Origin of the sequence: Vibrio sp. ZF 223 (assembly GCF_003050585.1) — a bacterium.
GTDB lineage: Bacteria > Pseudomonadota > Gammaproteobacteria > Enterobacterales > Vibrionaceae > Vibrio > Vibrio crassostreae.
Genome location: NZ_PIGB01000006.1, coordinates 181,733 through 207,916, shown reverse-complemented (window position 1 = coordinate 207,916; position 26,184 = coordinate 181,733). Strand labels below are relative to the sequence as shown.

17 protein-coding genes and 1 pseudogene are annotated in these 26,184 nt (G+C 45.7%); 13 read left to right on the top strand and 5 right to left on the bottom strand.

From position 1 onward, the window contains the following. The first annotated feature begins 229 nt into the window (after positions 1-229). Positions 230-688 (top strand): hypothetical protein, encoded by a 459-nt coding sequence (locus tag CWO13_RS13835; RefSeq protein WP_048662672.1) that lies wholly within the window; start codon positions 230-232, stop codon positions 686-688. 112 nt (positions 689-800) lie between these two features. Here CWO13_RS13835 and CWO13_RS13830 read toward each other — a convergent pair whose 3' ends face one another. Continuing rightward, positions 801-1,286, bottom strand: coding sequence for a putative 4-hydroxy-4-methyl-2-oxoglutarate aldolase (locus CWO13_RS13830; RefSeq protein WP_108083087.1), 486 nt, complete (start codon positions 1,284-1,286; stop codon positions 801-803). Positions 1,287-1,333: 47 nt separating this feature from the next. On the opposite strand from CWO13_RS13830, the pseudogene CWO13_RS23710 reads away from it, so the two are divergent. Both CWO13_RS23710 and arcA read left to right on the top strand, forming a co-directional pair. Continuing rightward, positions 1,334-1,435: pseudogene (locus tag CWO13_RS23710) on the top strand (ribonuclease activity regulator protein RraA); the annotation flags it as partial. A 429-nt stretch (positions 1,436-1,864) separates the two neighbouring features. After that, a complete protein-coding gene (gene arcA, locus CWO13_RS13825; protein WP_004741534.1) occupies positions 1,865-2,581 on the top strand; it encodes a two-component system response regulator ArcA in 717 nt (238 codons plus the stop codon). Between the two features lie 124 nt (positions 2,582-2,705). On the opposite strand, the gene CWO13_RS13820 is transcribed toward arcA, so the two are convergent. The 4 genes from CWO13_RS13820 to CWO13_RS13805 all read right to left on the bottom strand — a co-directional run bounded on the left by CWO13_RS13820 (position 2,706) and on the right by CWO13_RS13805 (position 8,497). Further along, on the bottom strand, positions 2,706-3,149 hold the full coding sequence (locus CWO13_RS13820; protein ID WP_048658047.1) for a hypothetical protein: 444 nt from the start codon (positions 3,147-3,149) through the stop codon (positions 2,706-2,708). A gap of 7 nt (positions 3,150-3,156) precedes the next feature. After that, positions 3,157-5,526 carry an aerobic respiration two-component sensor histidine kinase ArcB gene (arcB, locus tag CWO13_RS13815; protein WP_102432149.1) on the bottom strand — a complete coding sequence of 790 codons (2,370 nt, stop codon included), beginning with the start codon at positions 5,524-5,526 and terminating at the stop codon, positions 3,157-3,159. A 174-nt stretch (positions 5,527-5,700) separates the two neighbouring features. Next, positions 5,701-7,452, bottom strand: coding sequence for a sensor domain-containing diguanylate cyclase (locus tag CWO13_RS13810; protein ID WP_102432150.1), 1,752 nt, complete (start codon positions 7,450-7,452; stop codon positions 5,701-5,703). A gap of 91 nt (positions 7,453-7,543) precedes the next feature. Further along, the gene (locus tag CWO13_RS13805; RefSeq protein WP_102432151.1) at positions 7,544-8,497 is read right to left on the bottom strand and encodes a TIGR01212 family radical SAM protein; all 954 of its coding nucleotides are present in this window, start codon (positions 8,495-8,497) and stop codon (positions 7,544-7,546) included. A 529-nt stretch (positions 8,498-9,026) separates the two neighbouring features. Between CWO13_RS13805 and gltB (CWO13_RS13800) the strand changes: the two genes are divergently transcribed. From gltB (CWO13_RS13800) to CWO13_RS13755, 10 genes are all read left to right on the top strand, one after another. Next, positions 9,027-13,574: a glutamate synthase large subunit gene (gene gltB / locus CWO13_RS13800; protein ID WP_102432152.1), complete on the top strand. Its 4,548-nt coding sequence runs from the start codon at positions 9,027-9,029 to the stop codon at positions 13,572-13,574. Continuing rightward, positions 13,574-15,043 (top strand): glutamate synthase subunit beta, encoded by a 1,470-nt coding sequence (locus tag CWO13_RS13795; RefSeq protein WP_017630242.1) that lies wholly within the window; start codon positions 13,574-13,576, stop codon positions 15,041-15,043. The genes gltB (CWO13_RS13800) and CWO13_RS13795 overlap by 1 nt, the downstream gene beginning before the upstream one ends. A gap of 428 nt (positions 15,044-15,471) precedes the next feature. Further along, positions 15,472-19,935 carry a glutamate synthase large subunit gene (gene gltB / locus CWO13_RS13790; protein ID WP_108083086.1) on the top strand — a complete coding sequence of 1,488 codons (4,464 nt, stop codon included), beginning with the start codon at positions 15,472-15,474 and terminating at the stop codon, positions 19,933-19,935. Positions 19,936-19,951: 16 nt separating this feature from the next. After that, a complete protein-coding gene (locus CWO13_RS13785; protein ID WP_107898920.1) occupies positions 19,952-21,364 on the top strand; it encodes an FAD-dependent oxidoreductase in 1,413 nt (470 codons plus the stop codon). Positions 21,365-21,543: 179 nt separating this feature from the next. Further along, complete coding sequence (locus CWO13_RS13780; RefSeq protein WP_017070085.1) at positions 21,544-21,972, top strand: DUF1499 domain-containing protein; 429 nt, start codon at positions 21,544-21,546, stop codon at positions 21,970-21,972. Between the two features lie 127 nt (positions 21,973-22,099). Continuing rightward, positions 22,100-22,795, top strand: coding sequence for a 5'-methylthioadenosine/S-adenosylhomocysteine nucleosidase (mtnN, locus tag CWO13_RS13775; RefSeq protein WP_012603226.1), 696 nt, complete (start codon positions 22,100-22,102; stop codon positions 22,793-22,795). Between the two features lie 10 nt (positions 22,796-22,805). Beyond that, entirely contained in the window at positions 22,806-23,759 is a 954-nt protein-coding gene (locus CWO13_RS13770; protein WP_019825236.1) for a cobalamin biosynthesis family protein, read from the top strand. Between the two features lies 1 nt (position 23,760). Next, positions 23,761-24,630 (top strand): vitamin B12 ABC transporter substrate-binding protein BtuF, encoded by an 870-nt coding sequence (gene btuF / locus CWO13_RS13765; RefSeq protein WP_108083085.1) that lies wholly within the window; start codon positions 23,761-23,763, stop codon positions 24,628-24,630. A gap of 74 nt (positions 24,631-24,704) precedes the next feature. Further along, positions 24,705-25,322, top strand: coding sequence for a TRIC cation channel family protein (locus CWO13_RS13760; RefSeq protein ID WP_016789753.1), 618 nt, complete (start codon positions 24,705-24,707; stop codon positions 25,320-25,322). A 242-nt stretch (positions 25,323-25,564) separates the two neighbouring features. Beyond that, positions 25,565-26,146 carry a flavodoxin family protein gene (locus CWO13_RS13755; protein ID WP_107898919.1) on the top strand — a complete coding sequence of 194 codons (582 nt, stop codon included), beginning with the start codon at positions 25,565-25,567 and terminating at the stop codon, positions 26,144-26,146. Positions 26,147-26,184 lie beyond the last annotated feature (38 nt).

Here is a 26,184-nt window from a genome sequence, read left to right as displayed (position 1 = left end):
TTTTACATTCGCACCGTTTTTCAGAGCAAACCGTCATTTAAGGGATAAAACACCCTGTATAAACCTTCACTTAAGATACTGGATTTACTCATTGAACAAGCAAGAGTGATCAATTGCATATATAGTCATAACAAAATGCTATATCGATTGTGCAGCGAACGCACAAGTTCTGTGCTTTAATTGAACGATAACGTTCGAAGAACAATAATAATGACATCAGGAGTGGGAAATGAAGAGATTACTTATTCTTTTGGCTTTTGCTATGCCTGTTGTTTGTTCAGCGAATAGTTTGCCTCTACTTCCTTCTCAAATAGATCGTTCTTCTCATAAATTTTTTATCTCCACACAAAACGCGTCAAGTGAAAGCTTCGATACTTGGAAAATAGACAGTGGCTATTCTTATAGCTTGTTTTCAGATGTGGATCTTTACGTGGGTACACGTATCAATAGTGCGGCACTGAAACAGGAAAGTGGATTCTTAAGTGGTGTCAGTTATCAGTTTTCAGAAAGAGTCTCTTTCAACAGTTCTTTACACACCTATAAAGATGAAACCGAAGACAATGAGAAATCGGTAGCCGCAGAGGTTTCCAGCCGAGTGCAACTGACTGATAATCTAGATTTGCATGCCACCCTTGACTATGAAGAGTGGCAGCAAGGTGTTGAAGTGGGATTAGGGTTTCGCTTTTAATCTCTTTCGCTTGTTCTTTATTTACTGATTAGTCCGAATTGAGCCCCAAGCTTTCAGCACATCACAAACCATTCCCCAATCTAATCTAACAACGGAATTAAATTTGAGTTAGTTACGACTCAATTAACAACTCAGATGAAATTAATACGCCATTCCAATCGGCATAAAGATAGTCACCAGGCTGAATCAGTTGATTATGTATAGAGAGCGTAACATTCACTTGTCCGACGCCGCGTTTCTCGGTCTTGAATGGCGATGCACCCAGCGCCTGAACACCAAGGTCCATTTGCGACATCATGCCAACATCACGCACCGCACCGTTCACAATCACGCCTTCCCAACCATTCTCTATCGCGAGAATAGCGAGCTGATCGCCAAGCAGCGCCTTTTGGCATGAGCCATTTCCATCAACGACAAGCACTTTGCCACAGCCATCGGTCTCTAAAATCTCGCGAACCTTGGAATTATCGTGGTAACAACGAACTGTTACAATTTTTCCAAAGAACGCACCACGTTGACCAAAGTTCTGCAATGGCATGTTCAGTAGGGTGACTTCGCTTTCAAACTCATCACATAAGTCGGGTGTTATATCGTGCATATATCCTCCGTGAGTAAGGCGTTACCTGTTTAGTCAGGCTAACCTCTATGCTTTTATATGTTATTAAAATTAATCCTTTGTTTTCATTGTTCTATGCTCAATTTATTACTCAATAAAAGTTGATTGAGCATATTTATCTACTAGACTCTTAGGACAGCTTTCAGCTTCCTTGGTTCATAATACGGTCTTTAGCAGGCAAGATGTGCGAAACATCTCGAATAATCATTCTTGTTTTGGTGCTAAATAATCACCATAACATTGGTTAAGTTGTAGCCATACTATTAAAGTTTGTTGCGATACGGCAATTGATGTAAATCAACAAAGTGAATGGAATTAACATTCTCGCGTTGTTAGCATGCTGTTAACATTATAGAATCCTCTCCAATCACTAAAAGAATGATTGAAAGGCGTACTGGATCTACGTTATTGGGCAATACTTCAAGGAAGGCAGATAGCTGGAAGTAAGTGTTTTTTTGAAAACTTTAAGTTATCATCAAAAATACATTACCTGTATGTTATGTTTTTGCCTAGAATTTATTCTATTAGCACAGTTTCGTCACAAATTTAGGTACCGCCAAATGCAAACCCCGCAGATTCTTATCGTTGAAGATGAGCAAGTAACTCGTAACACTCTAAAGAGTATTTTTGAAGCAGAGGGATATGCTGTTTTTGAGGCTAGCGACGGTGAAGAGATGCACCAAGTGCTATCTGACAACCAAGTTAACCTTGTAATTATGGACATCAACCTTCCAGGTAAGAATGGCCTACTACTTGCGCGTGAACTACGTGAGCAAGCAAACGTAGCGCTTATGTTCTTAACTGGTCGTGATAATGAAGTTGATAAGATCCTTGGCCTAGAGATCGGCGCTGATGACTACATCACGAAGCCTTTCAACCCTCGTGAACTGACTATCCGTGCACGCAACCTTCTTAACCGTTCAATGAGCACAAGCTCTGTTCAAGAAGAAAAGCGTAGCGTTGAAAAGTATGAGTTCAACGGTTGGGTACTAGATATCAACAGTCGTTCTCTGGTTAGCCCAGATGGCGAAGGCTACAAGCTACCTCGTTCAGAGTTCCGTGCTCTACTTCACTTCTGTGAGAACCCAGGTAAGATCCAAACACGTGCAGACCTTCTTAAGAAGATGACTGGTCGTGAGCTTAAGCCACACGATCGTACTGTAGACGTAACAATCCGTCGTATTCGTAAGCACTTTGAATCTGTTTCTGGTACGCCAGAAATCATCGCAACGATTCACGGTGAAGGCTACCGCTTTTGTGGTGACCTAGAAGACTAATTCGATTCGCGTTTCGAGTCGTTTAGCACTTAGTGTTTGAACAGTAGAAGCGCAATCAATAGTTATTAAAAAGGGAGAATGCCAACGCATTCTCCCTTTTTTGTTGTTCATTGTTCGCTAAGGTTTAGTAAACCGTATCAACCTTAACGTCTTTCTCTACTAGCCACTTCACGGTTTCACCATCTTTCAGTTCAACCGCCACATCAACAGGCTTGTCGCTGTCGATCTCTAGTTGCCACACAAAAGCGACTTCCCATTGAGTTTCGCTATGTGTTCTTAAATCAAGATCGTCAGCTGTTACCAATAAGGTGTCTGCACCCTGTTTAACGGTAACACTCTCAACCGCAAGCGTTGCTGGCAGTTGTGAGTCTGACTCTAGGTAGATTGCACCATGCAGAGTCTTATCTTGGGTCTCTCCAATCGTTGGCATCTTGTTGTGCCAAAGGTTGCTTTTCATTGTGACTGTTGCTGCAGATACTTCTACTTGATTATCTTGCTGCCATTCTACTTGGGGCGTAGAACAACCCGCTAATGCCACTACACATGCGGCGAATGCTAATTTTTTCATTCTTCTTCTACCTTTGATTTAACCAACTCTTTAAGACTTCAATGTCATTCTGGTATTCGTTATTAATCTCATCGACCCAATCTGAAATGTTTTCCCACCAAGCTGGTAGGTCAGGAGATTGAGCTTTCTGAGCAACTTGTTGAATGCGTTTCAGGCCGATAGAACCTGCTGCACCTTTAATTTTATGTGCTTCAGAAACGATACTGGCTTTATCTTTCGCGACCATGTTGGAGTTCAATATTTCCATATACTCCGGCATCATATCTTCAAACATCACGATGCTATCCAAAACCGGTTTTGGTCCAACAATGTCAACATAAGACTCTAGCATATCAATATCAAGCAAAGTGGTATCAATAGCTGAAAGAACAGACTTAGTGGCGTCGACTTTCTCAATGCTTTCAACCTTCTCCGTACCCGCTACTTTCTCAATTACCTCTGGCGCATCTTCGATCAGCTCGCTGATGACATCTTGAATAGCTCGAACTGACAAAGGTTTGCTGATCGCTTCGTCCATGCCTTTCTGGAAATACTCTTGCTTGTTGCTTAACACGTTGGCAGTTAATGCCACCAAAGGCGGTAGTTGGCTGTATTTCTCGCGGTAGTATTGAGCAATATCGAAACCTGTCATGTCTGGCAGTTGGATATCTAACAGTACCAAGTCATAGTCTTCCGGGTTGAAAGCAATCTGAGCCTCTTTACCCGTCATTACTACGGTCACCTCATGACCCAGACTTTCAAGTAGAGAGCGAGCCACTGTGATATTGAGTTCAATATCTTCAACCATGAAGATCTTAAGATTCGACTGCTTTCTTGGCGTTTTGATCAGTGCCTGAGTATCGTGATTCACTGGAACTCGAATCGAAACCGTAAAGGTGCTACCAAAGCCCTCTTCACTGGTGACTTCAATGTGGCCATCCATCATATTGATCAGCTGCTGTGAGACCGCGAGGCCAATGCCCGTGCCGACAGCGTGCAAGTTGTCCGTGCCCGATTTTACCTGATAGTACATCGCGAAGATCTTCTCGATTTCACTTTCAGGGATACCAATCCCGGTGTCTTCTACTTCCATCGTTATGTTGGCAAAGTCGCCATCAATTTCGGCGCTGACTGTCATCACCACACCACCATCTTTGGTGAACTTCATCGCGTTGCTGACAAGGTTCCACAATACCTGTCTAAGACGAGTACCATCCACCTCAACAGCAGCTGGAAGATCAGACAATCTTTCTAGATCGAACCTTAGTCCTTTCTGCTCTGCCATTAACGCAGAAATACTCTCGATCTCGACAACGAAATCTTCAAAATTGATAGGGGTTGGGAAGAGCTCAAGCTTACGGCGGTCGAACTTATCCATGTCGATAATATCGTTAAAGATATTACCCAATGTCACTGCGCTTACCTTAATGGTTTGCATCTGCTTACGCTGCTCGGTCGTTAGTTGGCTATCCAACAACATGCGGCTCAAGCCGATGATGCCATTGAGCGGTGTTCTTAACTCGTGGCTAATAGTTGAGATAAAGGTGGTCTTATCGCGGCTAGCTTTTTCTAACGACTCTTGATGCTCTTTACGTTCAGTAATATCGCGACCAAAACCGACTAAACCCAAGTGACGGCCATCTTTGCTATAGAAAGGAACTTTACGCAGTTCGAAGTAACTCTTACGTCCGTCAGGGTATTCAAGCCATTGGTCATAGGTCAGCGCTTGGTTATCAGAAAAGACTTTCTTATCGGTTTCAACAACTTGCTGGGCTACCTCTTTACTGTAGACATCCCAAGGAGTCAAACCAACCAGCTCTTTTTCTGTTTTGCCGGTGAGCTCTTCTACAGCACGGTTACAACCAGAGAACACACCATCTTCATTACGATAGTAAATAAGGTCAGGAGAAGCATCAATAAATGAACGTAGCAGTGCCGTACGTTCTGCAAGTTCAAGCTGAGTTCGCTCACGTTGAAACACCTCGTTCTCAAGGTCGTGCATCGCTTCTGCACGCGCTTCTTCCGCTTTTTCACGCTCTTCAATTTCTTGATTAAGCTTCTCAATATTGAGCTGCAGTTTATTGTTGAGCTCTTGGTCTCGCTCACGCATGTCGCCAAGTTTAGAGACCAGTTTCGCTAACCTTTGACGAGACTCTTCCAGCTGATCAACGACTACAGATAGGAAGTAAACCGCCCAAGGCGTTATCACTAAACCAAAGAAAACTGAACGGACAATATCGATATCATCAACATTACCTTTGAGTGCGAGGGTGATACCGACTTGCACAACAACAGCGAGGGCAACAAGCGCTAGGGCGAGTAAGATAGAAAAGCGGACAATCCCCAGCTTTACGAGTAGATCCACGTAATACTGGGCAAGATTTTTCATGGGTTTCATTTAACGCTCCATGCGATAAGACTAGCAACATTCTACCCTGTTTGAAGATAGGAGGTAAGCTAGCTACATCACACGCAGCAAGAGATCAGCGGCAATATCGAAGGTTAATCCAATTAATATAAATACCGAACAACCAAAACAAACGAAGGTGGGAAAATCACCGATTTTATAGAGTTAGCAAATTGAGGATGGGTGCACCATAGAACGGTTTCGACCGTCAGACTTTGCTTGATACAGAGCACTGTCAGCCAAAGCAACGGCCGACTCCATCTCGTCATCAGGTTTCGGAATGTAAGAGACAATACCAATACTCACGGTGATGAATTCAGAGACCGTCGACTTCTCATGCGCAAGTTCCAACTTTAGGACTTCGTCATGAATACGCTGCGCCACCAGCTGAGCACCTTCGGTCGTTGTATTCGGCAGAATAAAGCCGAATTCTTCACCACCATAACGAGCTACACAGTCCGATGAACGATTCAACACCTGCTTAAATGCCTGAGAAACTTGGACCAAGGCATCATCACCTTGCTGGTGTCCGTAATAGTCGTTGTAGCCTTTAAAGAAATCGATGTCACACAGCATGATCGTCAGCGGTAACTTCTCACGCACATGATAATGCCACAGTGTCGAGAGCTGTTCATCGAAACGACGTCGGTTAGAAACTTTAGTCAGGCTATCCATAAAGCTGAGGCGTTCAAGTTCAAGGTTGGCTTCTTCAAGCTTTTGTTCTGCTAGATAACGCTCTGTAATATCACGCGCCATGATCAACACACCATTAGTGCTCGATGCTGGATCTCTAAACGGTGATTTGACTACATCATACCAAGTAAATGCTCCATCACTTGAGACCACTTTGTCGATATAACGCAGCGATTTACTTTGATGAAGCACTTGATGATCGGTTTCTGATATTCGCGTATAGATACTATGTGGCACCACATCTTGTAAGCGTTTACCGATCAAGTCACTCACTTCAGAGATACCTAGCGCAGCCACAAATGGCTTATTACACGCTTGATAAACCATGTTTTCATTAAAGATGCCAATCGAGTCTGGGCTGGCCTCCAAGATGTTTTGCAAGATGGTGTCACGCTGCGCAAGTGCCACTTCGGTATCTTTTCGCTTCTCCATTTCGCCACGAAGCTGCTGCTGCATGTCATGCCAATCGGTCACATCATGGCTAATAGAGAGCGTACCTATGGTTGATCCATCTTGTGAGAGCAAGACACTTTGGTAGGTTTCAAGCAAGCAGCTTTTTCCATCTTGATCTGTAGTCCAAGAGCGTTCACTTACACGACCTTTTAATACTCCACCAGAAACACTCAGGGTGCCCTCTTCAGCACGACCATGCCAAAACTTTTTAAACGAGCGATTACTCGTCACTAACTGATCTTTCTGATCTTTCACGTAGATCAACTCAGACAAAGAATCCAAAGCGGTACGAGCAACATTCAACTCTCGAACTTCTTGGGACATTTCTTCGTTAGTATTCTTATAAGGTGAAGCATGAATCATCCAAGCCTGCTTATTTCTAAAATGAACCTTACGACCGACTAAGTTGATCTTAAACGACTCAAATTCAGAAAGCGCCCACAGGGAGACCTGCTCGAAGGCTCGAGAGTTGATGTGATTGGTTAAGTAGTGGCGAAAGCTATTCTCGCTTTCAACGGTAGGGAATCGAAAGTTAACACCAATTTGTCGAATACCAAGCAACTGCATTGCTTGGCGATTGGCATAGAGTATTTCGCCACTTCGAACATCAACAAAGTAGAGTGGCGACGGGGTAGCAAGTAGAAGCGTTTCGATATGCGATTGATAACGAGAATAGAGATGCCAGCAGATGAGAGCAATCAGCAATACAACAACGATATAAATACCGTAGCCATACGCCCTGTCCCACAACCAAGTCATTACCAGTTCCATCTGCTCTCAATCTATACCATAAAATCTGTGAGGGAAATGTTACCACTATTTGTTGGTTTTATCTGCTGTTACCTACAGTCACCCATTTCTATTAATTGGCTGCGTTTAAAACAGGCAACGTGTACTCGAATGCAGAGCCAGTTTTGATGCCTTGAGCACCGGTTTTATCGAGCGAACGGCCTATTTCAGTCATCGCTAACCAGCGGTTCTCACACCATAAAGGAGAGAGTAACGTTGGCCGTCTCGCCGCTGAAGAAACACGGTGATAAACCACGTCCGCAGGCGTGCGTTGAATGATCTCACTCGCGATATCGATGTACTCTTCAAGGCTTGGGGCTTCTAGCTTTCCGGCTTTCCACGCCTTAGCCATGGTACTGCCCTCTACTATATGCAGGCCGTGCAGCTTAATACCATCAGTGCCAACCGCTAATACCTTGTCTAAGGTTTCAAGGTTATCCGGCTTAGTCTCTTTTGGTAGACCAACAATCAGGTGGGTACACACCTTGATGCCTAAAGCGCGTGCACGCTGGGTGATCGTTTCATACACCGCAAAGTCGTGTCCGCGGTTAATTCGCTTGAGGGTTTTATCATTGGCGGTTTGCAGGCCAAGCTCGAGCCAAATCTCATAGCCTTGTTTAACGTAACCCGCTAACAGATCCAACACCGCATCAGGCACGCAGTCTGGTCTTGTGCCAACACAAAGGCCGACGATCTCTGCACCAGGTGCTTTTAACGCCTCTTCATACATATTCTTAAGCACTTGTACCTCAGCATAAGTGCTGGTGTACGCCTGAAAGTAAGCCAGATACTTCTTGGCACGAGCAATCTCACCCGCGCGATCTTTTAACTGGTCAGCAATACTTTGAATTTGAGTTTGTTCATCGGCAAAGGAAGCCACGTTACAAAACGTACAACCTCCACGACCAATGGTCCCGTCTCGGTTTGGGCAGCTGAAACCACCGTGAAGCGTCAGCTTGTGGACTTTCTCGCCATAACGGCGTTGAAGGTCTTGGCCGATAGTATTGACCAACTCGTGTAATTGCATATTTTCAAAGCACTCAAGTAAATAAGAATGAATATCAGTCTTTTTTGAAAAAAAATTACATCCCTGCAAAATTCGACCAATTAGTTTACTCAAGGCTTTTTGCGAGCAACCTAACAAATATCAATAAACATGCAAAAAATCGGCTCTATTTGCCTAATGTTGCACATTTGTTAGGCATTAAATTCAAAATAAAACGAAAAAAATGGTCTACATGGGTCAACTTTCATTGCAATTCGCCTAGACAAAATTGTAGGATACTTACACATATTGGCTATTTTTGAGTATTTACTTACAACGAAAACTTGCTAATAAGTCGGTGATATCTAACTCCCACCTATATAAACCACTAGTTTGTGGTTAAAAATAAACAGGTATCACTAAGGATTGTTTTTCTCGCAATACTTTTCCTGCGAGATACGGAAAGGATTCAAACCGCCAGCATAGGCAGGTTTAGACCCATAAATATAAAAGGACAAGGCTGACTTTATACAAATAAGTTGCGCCTAGATTTAACTGGAAGGATGTATCTATGGTAGATCAAGAGCAGAACTCACAGGGTCTGTATACTCCTGAATTGGAGCATGACGCTTGTGGTATCGGTTTTGTTGCGCATCTAAAGAATCGCAAATCTCATGATGTAGTAACTCAAGCACTCGATATGCTTGCACGTATGGAACACCGTGGCGGCCAAGGCTGCGATCCGTGTTCTGGTGATGGTGCAGGTATCCTGCTACAGAAGCCGCACGAATTCTTACTAGAAGAAGCCGTAAAGCTTGGAATTAAGCTGCCATCTTTTGAAAAATATGGTGTTGGTGTTGTACTTTTCCCTAAAGATGAACACAAACGTGCACAGTGTCGTGACATTCTAGAACGCAATGCACAACGCCTTGAGTTAGAAGTGATCGGTTACCGTGAACTTCCAACTGACAATTCAATGATTGGTGCTGACCCACTAAGCACTGAACCTCAATTTGAACATGTATTTATTTCTGGCGGCCCTGGTATCACACCAGAAGAACTTGAGCGTAAACTGTATGTTCTACGTAACTACACGGTTCGTGTATGCCTAGAAAGCGTTTCAAATATCGGTGATGACTTCTACATCAACTCTATGTCTTACAAGACATTGGTGTACAAAGGTCAGCTAACAACTGAACAAGTTCCTCAGTACTTCCTAGACCTGCAAAACCCAACCATGGTGACAGCTCTAGCACTGGTACACTCTCGCTTCTCTACCAATACATTCCCACGTTGGCGTCTAGCTCAGCCTTTCCGTTACATCGCGCATAATGGCGAAATCAATACGGTTCGCGGCAACCTGAACTGGATGAAAGCGCGTGAAGCAATCCTAGAATCGGATCTGTTTACACAAGCTGAAATCGACATGCTACTGCCTATCTGTCAGGAAGGTAGTTCGGATTCATCAAACTTCGATATGGCACTTGAGCTACTTGTTCTTTCAGGTCGTACTCTGCCACATGCGTTGATGATGATGATCCCGGAAGCATGGCAAGAAAACAAAAACATGGACCCAACTCGTCGTGCGTTCTACCAGTACCACGCGAACGTAATGGAACCATGGGATGGCCCAGCATCTGTATGTTTCACCGATGGTGTTCAAGTAGGTGCAACGCTAGACCGTAACGGTCTGCGTCCTTCTCGCTACACAGTAACAAAAGACGATTTCCTAGTAATGGCGTCTGAGTCTGGTGTTGTTGAGATTGCACCTGAAAACGTTGAGTACCGTGGTCGCCTGCAACCAGGTCGTATTTTTGTTGCTGACCTTGAGCAAGGCCGCATCATTTCTGATGAAGAAGTGAAAGACAGCATTGCTAAAGCACAACCCTACGAAAAGTGGGTTGAAGAGAACCTTCTGAGCTTGAAAAAGCTACCAGATGCGAGCAACGAATTTAGTCAACCTTCTCCAGAGAAACTTCTCCACAAACAACAATCGTTTGGTGTGAGCTCTGAAGAAGTGAACGAAATCATTCTACCTCTTGCGAAAACAGGCTACGAGCCACTTTCTGCAATGGGTGCTGACTGGCCGCTAGCGATTCTTTCTCATCAATCTCAGCACCTTTCAAACTACTTCAAACAGTTGTTTGCACAAGTAACCAACCCACCGATCGACCCGATTCGTGAGCGTATGGTTATGTCTCTGAACACTTACCTAGGTAAAGATCAGAACTTACTTGCTGAAACACCTGAACACTGTCAAAAAGTAGAGCTTGAGTCTCCAGTACTGTCTAACTCTGAGTTAGAAAAACTGCGTGCAATCGATAACGAGCACCTTCAAGCGAAGACACTGGATATCGTATTCCAAGCAAATGGCGACCAAGGTAAATTAGAGCGCGCACTTAAGCGTATCTGCCAATACGCAGAAGACGCAGTGATTGATGGCTACTCTATCATCCTACTAACTGACCGTGCGGTTAACTCTAACCATGCCGCTATTCCAGCAATGCTGGCTGTTGGCGCGGTTCATCACCACCTAATCCGTAAAGGTCTACGTGCTAAGTGTGACATCGTGGTTGAAACGGGCGACGCTCGTGAGACACACCACTTTGCAACGCTTATCGGTTACGGTGCGAACGCAGTTAACCCATACCTAGTTATTGAAACGATTGTTGAACTGCAACGTACGAAGAAGCTAGATCCAAACGTACACCCACGTGAGTTATTCGATAACTACCGTAAAGGTGTTAACGGCGGTCTACTTAAGATCTTCTCTAAGATGGGGATCTCTACGCTGCAGTCTTACCACGGTGCACAAATCTTTGAAGCACTTGGTGTTAGCAAATCAGTAGTTGAAAAATACTTCACAGGTACTGTTTCTCGTATCCAAGGTCTAACGATCGACGATATCGCGCGAGAAGTACTGGTTCGTCACCGTGTTGGTTACCCAGCTCGTGAAATCCCAGCTCAGATCCTTGATGTTGGTGGTGTTTACCAGTGGAAACAACGTGGTGAGAAGCACCTGTTCAACCCTGAAACGATTTCTCTACTTCAAGAGTCGACGCGTAACAAAGATTACGGTCAGTTCAAGAAGTACGCAAAAGCAGTTGATGACCAAGGCGACAACGCAGCAACGCTACGTAGTCAACTGGACTTCATCAAAAACCCTGCAGGCTCTATTCCTCTAGCAGAAGTAGAACCAATCGAGAACATCCTTAAGCGTTTTGCTACTGGCGCAATGAGCTTTGGTTCAATCTCGCATGAGGCTCACTCAACACTGGCTGTTGCGATGAACCGCATTGGCGCGAAATCAAACTCAGGTGAAGGTGGTGAAGATCCAGCACGTTTCGAACGTAAAGAAAACGGCGACTGGGAACGTTCAGCAATCAAACAGGTGGCTTCTGGTCGCTTTGGTGTAACGTCTTACTACCTATCTAACGCTGATGAGCTACAAATCAAGATGGCTCAAGGTGCGAAACCGGGCGAAGGTGGTCAACTACCTGGTGATAAGGTTGATGACTGGATCGGCGCAACGCGTCACTCGACTCCGGGCGTAGGTCTTATCTCGCCACCGCCACACCACGATATCTACTCAATCGAAGATTTGGCTCAGCTGATCTACGATCTGAAAAACGCGAACCGTAATGGCCGTGTAAACGTGAAGCTAGTATCAGAAGCTGGCGTAGGTACGATTGCATCTGGTGTAGCGAAAGCGAAAGCTGACGTGGTACTTATCGCAGGTTTTGATGGTGGTACGGGTGCATCTCCGATGTCTTCTATCCGTCACACTGGTCTGCCTTGGGAACTGGGTCTAGCAGAAACGCACCAAACACTACTGAAAAACGGCCTACGTAACCGTATCGTTGTTCAGTCTGATGGTCAGATGAAAACACCACGTGACCTTGCAGTCGCAACGTTACTTGGCGCTGAAGAATGGGGCGTAGCAACAGCAGCTCTAGTTGTTGAAGGCTGTATCATGATGCGTAAGTGTCACAAGAATACATGTCCTGTTGGTATCGCAACACAAAACAAAACTCTTCGTGAGCGTTTCGACGGCCGCGTAGAAGACGTAGTAACGTTCTTCCAATACATGGCTGAAGGTCTACGTGAAGTAATGGCTGAACTTGGCTTCCGCTCTATTGATGAGATGGTGGGTCAATCGCACAAACTTAAAGTTCGTGATGACATCGGTCACTGGAAGTACAAGAACCTAGATCTAACGCCGGTACTGCACATTGAGCAGGCGCGTGCAGAAGATGGTATCTACAACCAGACACAACAAAACCACAACCTAGAAGATGTTCTAGACCGTAAGTTGATTCAAGCTGCGATTCCTGCACTTGAGAAAGGCGAAGCTATAAGTGCAAGCTTCCCTATCATCAACACGGACCGCTCTGCAGGTACCATGCTGTCGAACGAAATCTCGAAGGTTTACAAAGACCAAGGTTTACCACAGCCAATGAACGTTAAGTTCCACGGTAGTGCTGGCCAATCTTTCGGTGCGTTCCTTGCGAAAGGCGTTAAGTTCGAAGTAGAAGGCGACGCGAACGATTACTGGGGTAAAGGTCTGTCTGGCGGTACTTTAGTACTGTACCCAGATGCGAAATCATCTATCGTTGCTGAAGATAACATCGTGGTTGGTAACGTATGTTTCTACGGTGCGACTTCAGGTGAATCTTTCATTCGCGGTATGGCTGGCGAACGTTTCTGTGTTCGTAACTCAGGTGCGAAGGTTGTTGTTGAAGGCGTTGGTGACCACGGTTGTGAATACATGACTGGCGGTGTTGCTATTATCCTTGGCTCAACGGGTCGTAACTTTGCTGCGGGTATGAGTGGCGGTGTCGCTTATGTTTGGGATAAAGCGGGCGACTTCGAAACCAAGCTTAACTCTGAACTTGTAGACCTAGATCCAATTGAACAAGAAGATAAAGATCTTCTACTAGATATGCTAACCAAGCACGTTGAATTCACAGGAAGTGAAGTTGCTCAGTCTTTCCTAGACAACTTTGAAGCAAGTGTTGCATCACTAATTAAAGTCATGCCACGCGACTACAAAGCAGTTCTTGAGAAGCGTAAAGCTGAAGCACAACAAGCACAAACGGAAGAAGTGGAGGCAGTATAATGGGTAAGCCTACTGGATTTTTAGAACACGGTCGTGAGCTTCCAAAGAAGCTCGACCCGTCAGTTCGTATCGAAGACAACAAAGAGTTCGTACTTAACGAAGAGTTTGGTGACAAGATCAATACTCAAGCGTCTCGTTGTATGGACTGTGGCGTACCTTTCTGTCACAGCGGTTGTCCGATTGGTAACATCATCCCAGAATTCAATGACGCGGTTTACCGTGACAGCTGGGAAGAGGCTTGGAACATCCTAAGCTCGACCAATAACTTCCCTGAATTTACAGGTCGTGTGTGCCCTTCTCCTTGTGAGAGTGCTTGTGTACTGGGTATCAACCAAGACCCAATCACTATCTGTAATATCGAGAAAACGATTGTAGAGACTGCGTACCGCGAAGGGTACGCAAAACCTAAAACACCTCGTTCTCGCACAGGTAAAACAGTGGCTGTTATCGGTTCAGGTCCTGCTGGCCTAGCCGCTGCTGAGCAACTAAACAGTGCAGGTCACTCAGTGACTGTATTTGAACGTGACGAGAAAGTTGGCGGTTTACTGCGTTTCGGTATCCCAGATTTCAAACTGGGTATGGACGTGATTGATCGTAAGATCAACCTAATGGCTGAAGCTGGCGTTGAGTTTAAAGTGAACCAACACATCGGTGTTGATGTTAATGCTCAACAGCTACGTCAAGAGTTTGATGTGGTCCTGCTAACAGGTGGTTCTACGGTTCCGCGTGACCTACCAATTCCAGGTCGTGAGCTAAAAGGCGTTCATTTTGCGATGGAATTCCTTGGCCAAAACAACCGTCGTGCCAACGACCTAGACCTGAAAACAGAAGAGATTCACGCTCAAGATAAGCACATTGTGGTTATCGGTGGTGGTGATACTGGTTCTGACTGTGTAGGTACCTCAAACCGTCATAAAGCAGCAAGCATTACTCAGGTAGAGATCATGCCGATCCCACCAGAGAAGCGCCCTGCAAATATGCCTTGGCCTCAATACCCAATGATCATGAAAACCACTACTTCTCACGAAGAAGGTTGTGAACGTCACTGGAACATCTTAACCAAAGAGTTCATCGGTAACGAGCAAGGTCAAGTGACGGGTCTACGTATTGCTGACATCGTTTGGCAAGATGCGAAACCAGGTGAGCGTCCAAGCTTTGATGAAGTGGCGAACACAGAACGTGTTATCCCTTGTGATATGGCATTCCTAGCAATGGGTTTCTTACACCCAGAGCCAACAGGTGTACTAGCTCAACTAGACATTAAACTGGACGAGCGCGGTAACGTCGCTTCTGAAGGTTACGCAACTAACCAGAAAGGCGTTTTCGCTGCTGGTGATATGCGTACAGGTCAGTCTCTAGTGGTACGTTGTATTAATGAAGGTCGTGAATGTGCAATTGCTATTGATGACTTCTTAATGGGTAACTCAAACTTAGAAGCGAAAGCTGATTCACTCATGCTTTCCGCATAATATTTCTCGGGCTAACGTCAATGACGTTAGCCTAGAGGAAAAGCAACACCCTTCCTAACTTTTATATTTGGCTAGCACTCGATGCTAGCCTTTTTTCTATCTGCTTTCTGGCGCTTTCAAAATCCCCCTGTTGTATATGTTAAATCTCGTTAACATCCACCTTATATATCTCATTGATATCCATCGATTATTTTAGATTATTAAGTGGCTAATCGCGTTTATGCATGATAATTAACCATGAACTTGACCTTAAACACAATTAGCTATACGTTGTAAAGCTGATGAAAATAAAATCAATCGGTTTTGTTAACACAACCAATAACGTTTTAACTGGCTAAAGCAAACTATCAGTTTATAAAAAACAACAAGTACATGAATAGTTAGTCATTTACTGTCTGGATGACAGAGAAGCAAAAGGGAGAATTGCAATGGCTCTATATGATCCTAGTCTTGAAAAAGACAACTGTGGATTTGGTTTAATAGCGCAAATGGAAGGCCAACCTAGTCATAAGTTGGTAAGAACTGCTATTTCAGCCCTAGATCGCATGACACACCGTGGTGGTATCGCTGCGGATGGTAAAACCGGAGATGGCTGTGGCTTATTACTACAGAAGCCAGACTCTTACCTCAGAATCATCGCAGAAGAGAATAACTTCAAGCTCGGCAAGCAATACGCTGTCGGCATGATTTTCTTCAGCCAAGACCCAATCAAGGCGCAATCCGCGCAAGACATCGTCAATAAAGAGCTCGCTCAAGAGACACTCACCGTTGCAGGTTGGCGTGTCGTGCCGACTAACACCGAAGTTTTGGGTCCCATCGCGAAAGACTCGGTTCCCAACATTCAACAGGTGTTTATCTCAGCACCTGCAGGCTGGCGTGAGCGTGATATCGAACGCCGCCTATACATTGCTCGTCGCAGAATTGAAAAGCAGATCACCGAAGACAAAGATTTCTATATTTGTAGCCTTTCAACACAAGTAATGGTCTACAAAGGTCTGTGTATGCCCGCCGATCTTCCGCGATTTTACCTCGATCTTGCAGACTTACGTATGGAATCGGCAATATGTCTGTTCCACCAGCGTTTCTCAACTAACACACAACCACGCTGGCCACTGGCTCAACCATTCCGCTATTTGGCGCACAATGGTGAGATCAATACCATCGAAGGTAACCGCCAATGGGCCAAGGCTCGTGCCTATAAATTCTCTTCACCGTTGCTGCCCGACTTACAAACGGCTGCACCCTTTGTGAATGAGACAGGCTCAGATTCATCAAGCCTAGATAACATGCTCGACCTGTTCCTTGCCGGTGGTATGGATGTGTTCCGAGCGATGCGCATGCTTGTGCCGCCCGCTTGGCAAAATCACCCAGACATGGACCCAGATCTGCGTGCCTTTTACGACTTCAACTCCAAGCACATGGAACCGTGGGATGGCCCTGCTGGCATCGTACTTTCTGATGGTCGTTACGCCGCATGTAACCTTGATAGAAATGGCCTGCGACCAGCGCGTTATGTGATTACCAAAGACAATCTAATCACACTGGCATCTGAGGTCGGTATCTGGAACTACGCACCGGATGAAGTTGCAGAAAAAGGTCGTGTTGGTCCAGGTGAGTTACTGGTGATAGATACTCGCCGCGGCAAACTGTGGCAATCTAATGAAATCGATAATGACCTCAAAAGCCGCCACCCATATAAAGAGTGGATGGAAAAGAATGTTCACAAATTAACGCCATTTTCTGCGTTGCAAGATGACCAAGTCGGTAAGCGTAGCTTTGACGATGACACGCTCAAGACCTACCAAAAACAGTTTGCGATGAGCAACGAGGAGTCCGACCAAGTACTGCGTGTACTTGGTGATATGGGGCAAGAAGCAGTAGGCTCAATGGGCGATGATACGCCGATGGCTGTTCTCTCTTCAAAAGAGCGTCTGGTTACTGATTACTTCCGTCAGAAGTTTGCACAGGTCACCAACCCTCCGATTGATCCATTGCGTGAAAAACACGTGATGTCTTTGGCGACCAGTATCGGTAAAGAGATGAACGTGTTCTGTGAAACAGACGGTCACGCCTATCGTGTGACGTTTGATTCGCCAGTACTGCTTTACTCAGACATGCAACAGCTTCTGCAGTTAAGTCAGAAACATTACCGTCATGTCATTCTCAGCATGCACTACGACCCGAATCATCAAGATCTCGAACAAGCGATCAAAGCGGTATGTGATAGCGCGGAACAAGAAGTCCGTGAGGGTGCGGTTTTAGTTGTGCTATCGGACAAAGGTTTAGAAAAAGGCAAACTACCGATCCCTGCAGCCATGGTGGTTGGCGCGGTTCAAACAAGGCTTGCTGATACTAACCTGCGTTGTGATGCCAACATCGTGGTTGAGACAGCCACTGCTCGTGACCCACATCAGTTCGCAGTTCTACTTGGCTTCGGTGCGACCGCGGTTTATCCATACCTTGCTTATGAAGCGTTAGGTAAAATGTTGGATGATGGTTCTTTAGATAAAGACTATCGTACCGCGATGCAGAACTACCAAAACGGCATCAACAAAGGTCTGTATAAGATCATGTCGAAGATGGGTATTTCTACGATTGCTTCATATCGTTGTTCGCAACTTTTCGAAGCCGTTGGCCTACATTCCGATGTTGTTAAGCTCTGTTTCCGCGGAGTTACCACACGAATCCAAGGCGCAAGCTTTAGCGATTTCCAACAAGATATCTATAACTTATCTCGTAAAGCGTGGACTAAGCGCAAACCGATCGAACACGGCGGTTTACTGAAATACGTCCATGGCGGTGAATATCACGCCTACAACCCAGATGTAGTTGGCACACTGCAAACCGCAGTTAAAACTGGCGAAACTTCGGATTACCTATCTTTTGCTAAACAGGTAAATGCTCGCCCTGCGGCAATGTTACGTGACTTAATGAGCCTGAAAAAAGCCGATAAACCACTAACACTTGAGCAAGTAGAGCCAAGTAGCGATCTGTTTAAGCGCTTTGACTCGGCTGCGATGTCGATTGGAGCTTTGAGCCCAGAAGCTCATGAAGCACTGGCTATGGCGATGAACCGATTAGGAGGCTACTCCAACTCTGGTGAAGGTGGTGAAGACCCACGACGCTTTGGGACTGACCGCAACTCGCGCATCAAACAGATTGCGTCTGGTCGATTTGGCGTAACGCCGCATTACTTAACCAATGCAGATGTTCTGCAAATCAAGGTCGCGCAAGGTGCGAAACCCGGTGAAGGTGGTCAGCTGCCAGGTCATAAAGTCACGGCAGAAATCGCCAAACTGAGATACTCAGTTCAAGGGGTCACGCTGATTTCCCCTCCTCCACATCACGATATCTATTCCATCGAAGATTTGGCACAGCTGATTTTCGACCTTAAACAAGTGAATCCTAAAGCCTTAGTTTCAGTGAAGTTAGTATCCGAACCGGGTGTCGGCACGATTGCAACAGGTGTGGCAAAAGCCTATGCGGATCTGATCACCATTTCAGGTTACGACGGCGGTACCGCGGCAAGCCCACTGACTTCGGTGAAATACGCTGGCTGTCCTTGGGAGCTAGGACTCGCGGAAACCCAGCAAGCATTGGTTGCTAACGGGCTTCGTCATAAGATCCGTCTACAAGTCGATGGTGGTCTGAAAACTGGCCTTGATGTGATTAAAGGCGCGATTCTCGGTGCTGAAAGCTTTGGTTTCGGGACTGCGCCAATGGTCGCGATGGGTTGTAAGTTCTTACGAATTTGTCACCTAAACAACTGTGCAACGGGTGTTGCGACTCAAGATGAAACGCTACGCCGTGAATACTTCAAAGGCCTGCCAGACATGGTGGTGAACTACTTTACTGGCCTAGCCGATGAAGTTCGCCAATACCTTGCGGAGCTTGGTGTAGAAAAACTTACAGACCTGATTGGACGTACGGACTTACTAGAAGCCGTTCAAGGCCTCACAGCGAAACAGAGCAAACTCGATCTATCTTCAATACTCGAAGCTCCAGTATCTCCGGAAGGTCACCCGCTGTTTTGGACCGAGCCAAACGCACCATTTGATAAAGCTCAGCTCAACCAGCAGATTCTTGATGATGCACTCGATGCGATTGAGAAACGACAGTCCACCAGCCTCTACTACAACGTGATTAATACAGACCGTTCGATAGGCGCACGTATCTCTGGCGAAATTGCCAAACGTTACGGTAACCAAGGCATGGCAGGCTCACCCATTAAGTTGTATCTCGATGGTACAGCAGGCCAATCCTTTGCGGTTTGGAACGCTGGCGGCGTAGAGCTGTATCTGACGGGTGATGCCAATGACTATGTCGGCAAAGGCATGGCGGGCGGCAAAGTAGTGATCAAACCCCACCAAGGCACAGCGTTTACTTGTAACGAAGCGACCATCATTGGTAACACCTGTCTGTATGGTGCAACCGGAGGCAAGTTATTCGCTGCAGGTACGGCTGGCGAACGATTTGGCGTACGTAACTCAGGCACGGTTGCCGTGATTGAGGGTGCGGGTGACAACGCTTGTGAATACATGACGGGCGGTATAGTTGCTATCCTTGGCGCAACTGGCGTCAACTTCGGTGCGGGTATGACGGGTGGCTTCGCTTATGTAATGGATAAGAACGAAGACTTCCAAGGCCGAGTTAATAATGAGTCGGTCGAGGCACTTTCTCTATCTGACCTATACATCCACCAAGAACATCTGCGTGGTTTGATTGCAGAGCACTTAGAAGAGACAGGTTCAGTACACGCTGAAGCGATTCTGGCGAACTTTGATGAATGGATTCCGAAGTTCTACCTAGTGAAGCCAAAGACGGCAGATCTGAACACCTTGCTCGGCCACCAAAGCCGCAGCTCAGCTGAACTTCGTGTTCAAGCGCAATAATTGGAAGGAGCCAATAATGAGCCAGAATGTATACCAATTTATTGATGTGAATCGCGTAGACCCAGCGAAGAAACCGATCAAGATACGTAAGATTGAGTTTGTAGAGATCTACGAACCTTTCACTAAACAGCAAGCCAAGGCGCAAGCTGACCGCTGTCTAGACTGTGGTAATCCTTACTGTGAATGGAAATGTCCAGTCCATAACTACATCCCTCAGTGGCTTAAGCTTGCCAATGAAGGACGCATTATCGAAGCCGCTGAACTGTCTCACCAAACCAACAGTTTACCTGAGGTGTGTGGACGAGTTTGTCCTCAGGACCGACTGTGCGAGGGATCTTGTACCCTCAATGATGATTTCGGCGCAGTAACCATCGGCAACATTGAAAAATACATCAATGACAAAGCGTTTGAGATGGGCTGGAAGCCAGACATGTCTCACGTTGAATGGACCGACAAAAAAGTCGCTATCATCGGCGCTGGCCCCGCAGGGCTTGCTGCAGCTGATATCTTAGTTCGAAACGGTGTGAAGGCCGTGGTATTTGACCGCTACCCCGAGATCGGTGGCCTACTGACGTTTGGTATCCCATCGTTCAAGCTTGAAAAAGGCATCATGGAAAACCGTCGCCGTATCTTTAGTGGAATGGGGGTCGAATTTAAAATGAATACCGAAGTCGGTAAAGACGTTCAACTTCAGCAACTTGTCGATGACTACGACGCTGTCTTCTTAGGTGTCGGTACCTACAAAAACATGCGTGCTGGCTTAGACAACGAAGACGCACCGGGCGTTTATGATGCTCTACCATTCCTTGTTTCCAATACCTATAAGGTAATGGAACTGGATAACCCAACGCCATTCATCGACATGAAGGGCAAAAAAGTGGTCGTGCTTGGTGGTGGTGATACGGCGATGGACTGTGTCCGAACTTCGGTACGTCAGCATGCCGCGAATGTTGTGTGTGCTTATCGCCGAGATGAAGCGAACATGCCGGGCTCTCGCCGTGAGGTAAAAAATGCACGTGAAGAGGGTGTGAAGTTCAAGTTCAACCTACAACCTATTGGCTTAGAGCTTAACAACGCTGGTCATGTGGTTGGTGTCAAAGTCGTGAAAACTGCTTTGGGTGAGCCAGATGAAGCTGGTCGTCGTCGTCCAGAACCTGTCGAAGGCAGTGAACATGTTCTTGAAGCCGATGCTGTGATCATGGCATTTGGTTTCCAACCTCATGCGATGGAATGGTTAGAACCTTTCGGTGTGGAACTCGATCAATGGGGGCGAATCAAAGCCTCCGGCAAACAAGAGTTTCAATACCAAACCACCAACAGCAAGATCTTTGCAGGTGGTGATGCGGTTCGAGGATCTGACTTGGTGGTGACCGCTATCGATGAAGGCCGCAAAGCCGCAGAAGGAATATTGGATTACCTAGAAGTGTGACTAATCTAAAGTTTCCGCTATTAATCAAGCCATTACTATAAAAAGAGGATCCGTATATGGATCCTTTTTTAAGTTCGATACGTTTTACCAACGGCATAACAAAGAATACGTAAAACAATCGCAAATTAACGAATACCGAAAACTACAATTAAAATTAAAACAACGCCATAGGAAACACTATGAAAAAAGCCGCTCTCCTCTCGCTATCACTTTTAACGTTAACCGCTTGCAGCCAAGGAATCACGGACATGAAAGATAGAACTTCATCACCTTGTGGAGACAAACCAAACTGCGTATCAACTCAAGATGACCGTGAGCAACATGCATTGGCCGCGTTTGAGTTGTCAGATTCAGCGAACTTAGATGCGATTGAGCAGGTTGCACTAACCTTACCGGGATCGAAAACCGCGAGTAAAACAGAAGATTATCTGCGTGTTGAATGTACCTCTCGCATCATGCGCTTTGTCGATGACTTAGAACTTAAAATCACCGATGGCAAACTGATCGTGCGTTCAGAGTCTCGTACTGGCCATTCTGATTTTGGCGTAAACCGGAAACGAGCTGAACAACTTCGTGCTAGCTTGAAAAGCGAAGGCCTAATCAAGTAGATAAAAGAATACGCAGATAAATCGCTGCTATTCGGATGAGAAGTGCCTATGGGCAGTCGCTCGATACTTCTTATCCATGCTACAATTTCGCTCTACTGTTTAAATATTATTTATTAAGAGACTACACATGAAAATCGGCATCATTGGCGCAATGGAGCAAGAAGTTGCGATCCTAAAAGCAGCAATTTCAGACATTACTGAAGTTAATAAAGGCGGTTGTACCTTTTTCTCTGGTCAGCTAAATGGTGTTGACGTTGTTTTGCTTCAATCTGGCATTGGTAAAGTAGCAGCAGCTGTTGGTACTTCAATCCTATTAAGCGAATACCAACCAGATGTCGTTCTAAACACAGGCTCTGCTGGCGGTTTTGATTCAACACTGAACCTTGGCGATGTGGTTATCTCGACTGAAGTTCGTCACCACGATGCAGACGTTACAGCTTTCGGTTACGAAATTGGCCAAATGGCAGGTCAACCAGCAGCGTTCAAAGCTGACGACAAACTGATGGCTGTTGCTGAACAAGCGCTAGCACAAATGGAAGATAAGCATGCCGTTCGCGGTCTTATCTGTACTGGCGACGCATTTGTTTGCACAGCAGAACGCCAAGAGTTCATCCGCAAGCACTTCCCATCTGTCGTTGCTGTAGAGATGGAAGCATCGGCTATCGCTCAAGCTTGTCACCAATTCCAAGTACCATTCGTGGTTGTTCGTGCAATCTCTGACGTTGCAGACAAAGAATCACCAATGAGCTTCGAAGAGTTCCTGCCATTAGCAGCGCAAAGCTCTTCTGAAATGGTTATCAAGATGGTTGCCCTACTAAAGTAAGCGACTAGACATGCAAACACTGTTTGATCAGGTATTTGCAAATGGCGTGCTCCTTGTGATGTGGGGAGCACTGCTTTTTCATTTAATTTTACCTATCCCCCATGCCGCACACCCCACGACCTTATGGCATAAGTTTGCTGAGCTTTTAGCAAGCAAGGTTAATAACAACCACAACTATTCCCAAAGTTTAATCTCAGGCACATTAGCCTGGGGGTTAATGGTACTGCCGACTCTGGTTATTCTTCTGGCACTGCAACCATTGGTTTGGCAATCTCAACTATTTGAATTAGCACTTTTATTACTCGCGATTGATTGGCGCAATAATGAAAAGCTGGCAAATCAGTTAATCAAAGCATTAGGCCGAGAAGATAAAGCGGCCGCTCGTCAGTTACTGGCTCCGATTATCAATCGTCAAACTGAATCACTTTCGTCACTTGGCCTAGGCAAAGCCGCCACAGAAACCATCATCATGGGCTACGCTCGTAACGTAGTTTGTGTGTTGTTCTGGTACGCCATTGGTGGTGGAATCGCCGCGTTAATGTATCGCCTTGTGGTCGAATTAGCTCGAGCTTGGTCGCCAAGTCGCAAGCAATTTTCTCCGTTCGGCTCAACGGCGATCAAGATAGTCGCGATTCTCGAATTTATACCGATGCGTTTTTTTGCTTTGATGATCGTATGTGGTGATAAAGCCACACACACGTTTAAGATGATGTTAGTTCAGAGTCGCTCTTGGCCACTGCCCGGCCCTGCCTGGTTGATCACGGCCGTTGGCAACAAGCTGGAGTTATCATTAGGTGGTCCTGCGATTTACGACAACACTAAAGCCATTCGCGCGAAATTAGGCGGAAGAATCGCACCGTCAGCTCTGCATCTGTCTCAGGTTCAGAAACTACTCTTTGGTCGCATCGCTATCTGGATATTTTTACAAAGCCTAGCCTTACTATTTATTCACCAAGGGATTTAGAGTGAAACCTTCAGCACTTGTTACAAGCCTTACTATTTTGTCTTCCAGCTTATGGCTGCCTTTATCATTTGCAGAAGAAGCACCACGGACTCAAGAAAAAGTACAGCCAGCTCAACGCGTGGTCAGCCTTGCTCCTCATGCCACTGAGCTCGCGTACAGCGCAGGTTTAGGCAACAGCCTTGTTGCCGTAAGTGAACGAAGTGATTACCCTCCACAAGCCGATAAGCTTGAAAAAGTGGCAAACTATCAAGGTATCAAGGTTGAGAAGATCATCGCTCTTCAGCCTGATTTGATTCTTGCGTGGCCAGCCGGAAACCCGCCCAGAGAGCTCGCGAAACTAGAGCAATTTGGTTTTAATATTTACTACTCCAAGACCAAAAGCCTAGACAGTATCGCAACCAATATTGAACAACTGAGCCAATACGCTAGCGATCCAAGTATTGGCGAAAATAATGCTCAGCAATACAGAGAGCAGCTCAACGCGTTGAGACTAAAATACAAAGATGCCGAGCCAGTAAACTACTTCTACCAACTCAGTGAGAAGCCGATCATCACTGTTGCTCAAGGGCACTGGCCAAGTGAGGTGTTTGAGTTTTGTGGTGGCCACAATATTTTTGAAGACAGCGCCTCCCCATATCCGCAAGTTGGTATTGAACAAGTTGTATTAAGGAAACCGCAAGTGATCTTCACGTCTCAGCACGCGATTGAGAATGGAACCATGTTGCAAACTTGGCAAAATGAGATCCCAGCAGTTGCTCAAAATCAGATTTGGTCACTCAATTCTGACTGGATTAATCGCCCAACAACGAGAACTTTGCAAGCGATCCAACAAGTGTGCGATTTCTTCGATAGAGCTAGGCAAAATCACTAACTATTTGCTGCGTTTTTTCGTACAATTCGCCACCGACCTGTCCCTACAATTTTAACCATAAGAGCACCAGTATCATGGACTCCATGCTGCTTTATATTATCGATTTATTTGGCACTGCCATCTTTGCCGTCTCAGGCGTTTTTGTCGCTGGCCGTCTTAAGATGGACCCCTTTGGCGTAGCCGTTTTAGGCAGTGTAACCGCAATTGGTGGCGGTACAATTCGAGACATGGCTCTGGGTGCAACTCCCGTGTTTTGGATCACCGACACCACCTATCTTTGGGTCATCATCACCACCTGCTTGCTGACCATGATTATAGTAAGACGCCCCAAACGCCTGGCTTGGTGGATCCTGCCAGTATGTGATGCGATAGGCTTAGCGGTATTTGTTGGCATTGGTGTAGAAAAAGCACTGATTTATCAAGATTCTGCATTAGTTGCTATCATCATGGGTGTCATCACCGGCTGCGGTGGCGGTATTATCCGTGACGTACTTGCCCGTGAAGTGCCAATGATTCTAAGAAGTGAAGTCTACGCGACCGCTTGTATCATTGGTGGCGCTTTCCACACCATGGCGATCAGTATGGGGCACGACTCAGAAACTGCATTTCTGGCCGGCGTGTTCTCAACACTATTGATTAGACTTGGCGCTATTCGCTGGCATTTATCATTGCCGACCTTCGCCATCAAATAAGCTATCATTACAAAGAGAAAGGCTCCGTAAAGGAGCCTTTTTTGATCCGGTTTCAAATCACTATACCCTCTATTTCCACTCATCAAAGATCCCCTCCTTTCCTAAAACTCAATTTAGTTAGTCCATTAGCCCACCAATTTAGTAATGTTTTTTATTTACTTATCTAGTCCACAGGCTATATTAATAAACAAATAGCTTTATAAAAGATTTTATTTACTAACATTGGCAAACGGGAGTTCAAGATGGGTATTGGTAAAGTGGGCATTGTTTTCTTCTCTAAGAATGGAGCAACTAAGCAAGTTGCAGAGACAATCGCTGAAGGTATTAACACTCAACAACCTAACTCAGTACTCCTTGTCGAAGTGCTATCTTCTGAAGTGGTCGAAGGAAGGTATGACAATGACGATAAGCTCAAGTCATTAGATAACTGTGACGCCATTATCTTTGGATCCCCGACTTACATGGGTTCACCAGCCGCGCAGTTTAAGAGTTTTATGGATGCAAGCAGTGATAGCTACTGTAAGAAAGCGTGGCGAAATAAACTCGCAGCAGGCTTTACCACTGGCGGCAGCCTTAACGGTGAGCAACAACAAACCTTGTTGAGCTTTTTCACTCTGGCTTGTCAGCATGGCATGATTTGGGCAGGGCTTGATATCTCAAAGCACATTGATAACTTAGGTTTGAATCGCACAGGATCAAGCATTGGTTTGGTCGCCAGTGAAGATGAGATGGCAGATAGCACCAGTAATCACATCAACAGCAACGATCTTCAGACTGCTTTCTATTTCGGCCAACGCATCGCGTGCCTAGTTAAGAGAACCTAAGTAACTGACTAATTAACTGACGGACTAGCTTCAAAACT